The organism is Streptomyces sp. 13-12-16 (genome assembly GCF_002114215.1).
Classification (GTDB): Bacteria; Actinomycetota; Actinomycetes; order Streptomycetales; family Streptomycetaceae; genus Streptomyces.
This window is the reverse complement of record NZ_NCTE01001128.1, coordinates 4,327-6,762: the sequence shown is the minus strand read 5'-3', so window position 1 is coordinate 6,762 and position 2,436 is coordinate 4,327. Positions and strand designations below refer to the sequence as shown.

Sequence of the window (2,436 nt, the reverse complement as noted above, 5' to 3'; positions counted from 1 at the left end):
CGGGCGTCGTCGAGCGGGTCTGTGCGCGGTTGCCGGAGCTCGCCGGACCCGCCGAGCCGCCCGCGCGGCTGCACGGCGACCTGTGGAACGGCAACGTGCTCTGGGGTGCCGACGGACACGTCCGGCTGATCGACCCGGCCGCCCACGGCGGGCACCGGGAGACCGATCTCGCGATGCTCGCCCTGTTCGGCTGCCCCCGTCTGGAGGCGGTGCTGGACGGCTACCAGGAGGTGGCGCCGCTCGCCGACGGGTGGCGGACGCGCGTCGGCGTGCACCAGCTGTTCCCGCTGCTGGTGCACGCCGTGCTGTTCGGACGCGGTTACGCCGGACAGGCGCTCGCGGTGGCGCGGTCGGCCGGGTGACTCACCGGGTCACCACGTGCCGTTCGTCGGGGACGCAGTGGGTCATGGTGAGCCCCTCCACGTCACGGGGCGGGTTGTCGCCGAGGTTGGCCAGCCGCTTGCGGTCCTCGTCGGTGAGGTCCTGGCTCGCCAGGGGCTCCAGGTGGGCGACGTCCTCCGGCATGATCCCGAGGCCCTCGCCCACCCTGCGGCCGAGGTCGGTCTCGACCAGCAGGAAGTGCCACACCATGCGCTCCTGCACCTCCCGGTCGCACTGGGAGATCAGGGTGACGAAGTTCTTCACCAGGTCGTCGCGCTCCCAGTCCTCCATCAGGCAGTACCGCTGGCCCGCCTGGAGGTAGTCGTTGGTGCGCTCGATGCGCTTGCGGGTGAGCCGGCCCACGATCTCGGGGCCCTGGTCGTCGTGCGTCGGGTACTGGGCCTCGCGCAGACCGCCGGTGATCGACGGCTCGTAGTTGACGTGCGGGTTCTCCCCGCCGTTGTCCTGGAAGTACGCCATCTGGCCGTCGCGCTGGTTGGTGCGCACGTCGGCGTGCTTGGCCTGGTTGACCGGGAGCTGGAGGTAGTTCGGGCCGACCCGGTGGCGCTGGGTGTCGCTGTAGGAGAAGGTCCGGCCGACGAGCATCTTGTCGTCGGAGAAGTCCAGCCCGTCGACGAGGACACCGGTGCCGAAGGAGATCTGCTCGTTCTCGGCGAAGAAGTTCTCCGGCATCCGGTTCAGCACCATCCGGCCCACCGGCTTCGGCGGGAACTCCTGCTCCGGCCAGGTCTTGGTGTCGTCCAGCGGGTCGAAGTCCAGCTCCGGGTGGTCGTGGTCGTCCATCATCTGGACCAGCAGTTCCCACTCCGGGTACTCGCCGCGCTCCACCGCCTCGTACAGGTCCTTGGTGGCGTGGCCGAGTCCCTCCGCCTGGACGTTCGCCGCGTCCTCGACGGTCATGCTGCGCACGCCCTGCTTGGGCATCCAGTGGTACTTGACCAGCTTGGTGTTGCCCTCGGCGTCGACCCACTTGTAGGTGTTCACGCCGAAGCCCTGCATGTGGCGGTAGTCCGCCGGGATGCCGCGCGGGCTGAACAGGTTGACCAGCATGTGCATCGACTCGGGCGTCTGCGACATGAAGTCGAAGATGCGGCGCGGCTGCTGCTCGAAGGTGACCGGGTCGGGCTTGAGGGCGTGGATGACGTCCGGGAACTTGATGGCGTCCCGGATGAAGAAGACGCCCAGGTTGTTGCCGACGAGGTCCCAGTTGCCGTCCTCGGTGTAGAACTTCACCGCGAAGCCGCGGGGGTCGCGGGCGGCCTCGGAGGAGTCCCGGCCGCCGATGACGGTGGAGAAGCGGACGGCCACGTCCGTGCGCTTCCCCTCCTCCTGGAAGAGCTTGGCGCGGGTGTAGCGGGAGACCGGCTCGTCGCCCCACTTCCCGTACGCCTCGAAGTAGCCGTACGCGGTGACGCCGCGGGCGTGCACCACGCGCTCGGGGATGCGTTCCCGGTCGAAGTGGCTGATCTTCTCCAGGAACTGGTAGTTCTCCAGCGTGGCCGGGCCGCGGGAGCCGACGGTGCGCTGGTTCTGGTTGTCGTAGACCGGGTGGCCCTGCCGGTTGGTGAGTACCTTGCGGTCGTCGCCCGGGGCGGGGCCCCGGCTCGAAACGTCCGTCATGATCGTGGGCTCCTTGCGCTGCTCGACGTCCCTGGGATGCCGTCCGTACGAGGGCCATGCTGCCCCGCATCACCACGGTCGGCGACTCGGGAGGCGGCCGGTTTCGCCAGGCCGGGTGAGGAGGCGGTGCCCCGGGACGGCCCGGGCCCGGCCGCCGTGGTCGTACGCGGTGGCCGGGTCCGGTGAAGCGGCGTGCTCAGCCGCCGTTCAGGCGTGCGCGCAGCAGCCCCTTGCCGAGTTCCGCGCCCTTGCGGCTGTCCGCCTGGGCCTTGCGGAACAGGTCGGCGACCTCGGTGTCCTTGGCGCGTTCGGCGTCCTGGATGTAGCTCTCCAGGCGCAGTGCGTTGCTCAGGCACGCCTCGACGTACCAGATCAGGTTGTAGTCCTTGTCCTGCGTGCCGGTGACGCCGCCGG

General features: G+C 69.9%; 3 protein-coding genes. 1 reads left to right on the top strand and 2 read right to left on the bottom strand.

What is annotated here, in order from left to right:
• Window positions 1-362, top strand: a 362-nt coding sequence (locus tag B7767_RS36390; protein ID WP_179167442.1) for a fructosamine kinase family protein, incomplete at its 5' end; no start/stop codon positions are given.
• Between the two features lies 1 nt (window position 363).
• On the opposite strand, the gene B7767_RS36385 is transcribed toward B7767_RS36390, so the two are convergent.
• Window positions 364-2,022 (bottom strand): catalase, encoded by a 1,659-nt coding sequence (locus tag B7767_RS36385; protein ID WP_085575767.1) that lies wholly within the window; start codon window positions 2,020-2,022, stop codon window positions 364-366.
• Between the two features lie 196 nt (window positions 2,023-2,218).
• On the bottom strand, window positions 2,219-2,436 hold a 218-nt coding region (locus B7767_RS36380; protein WP_085575766.1), incomplete at its 5' end, for a hypothetical protein.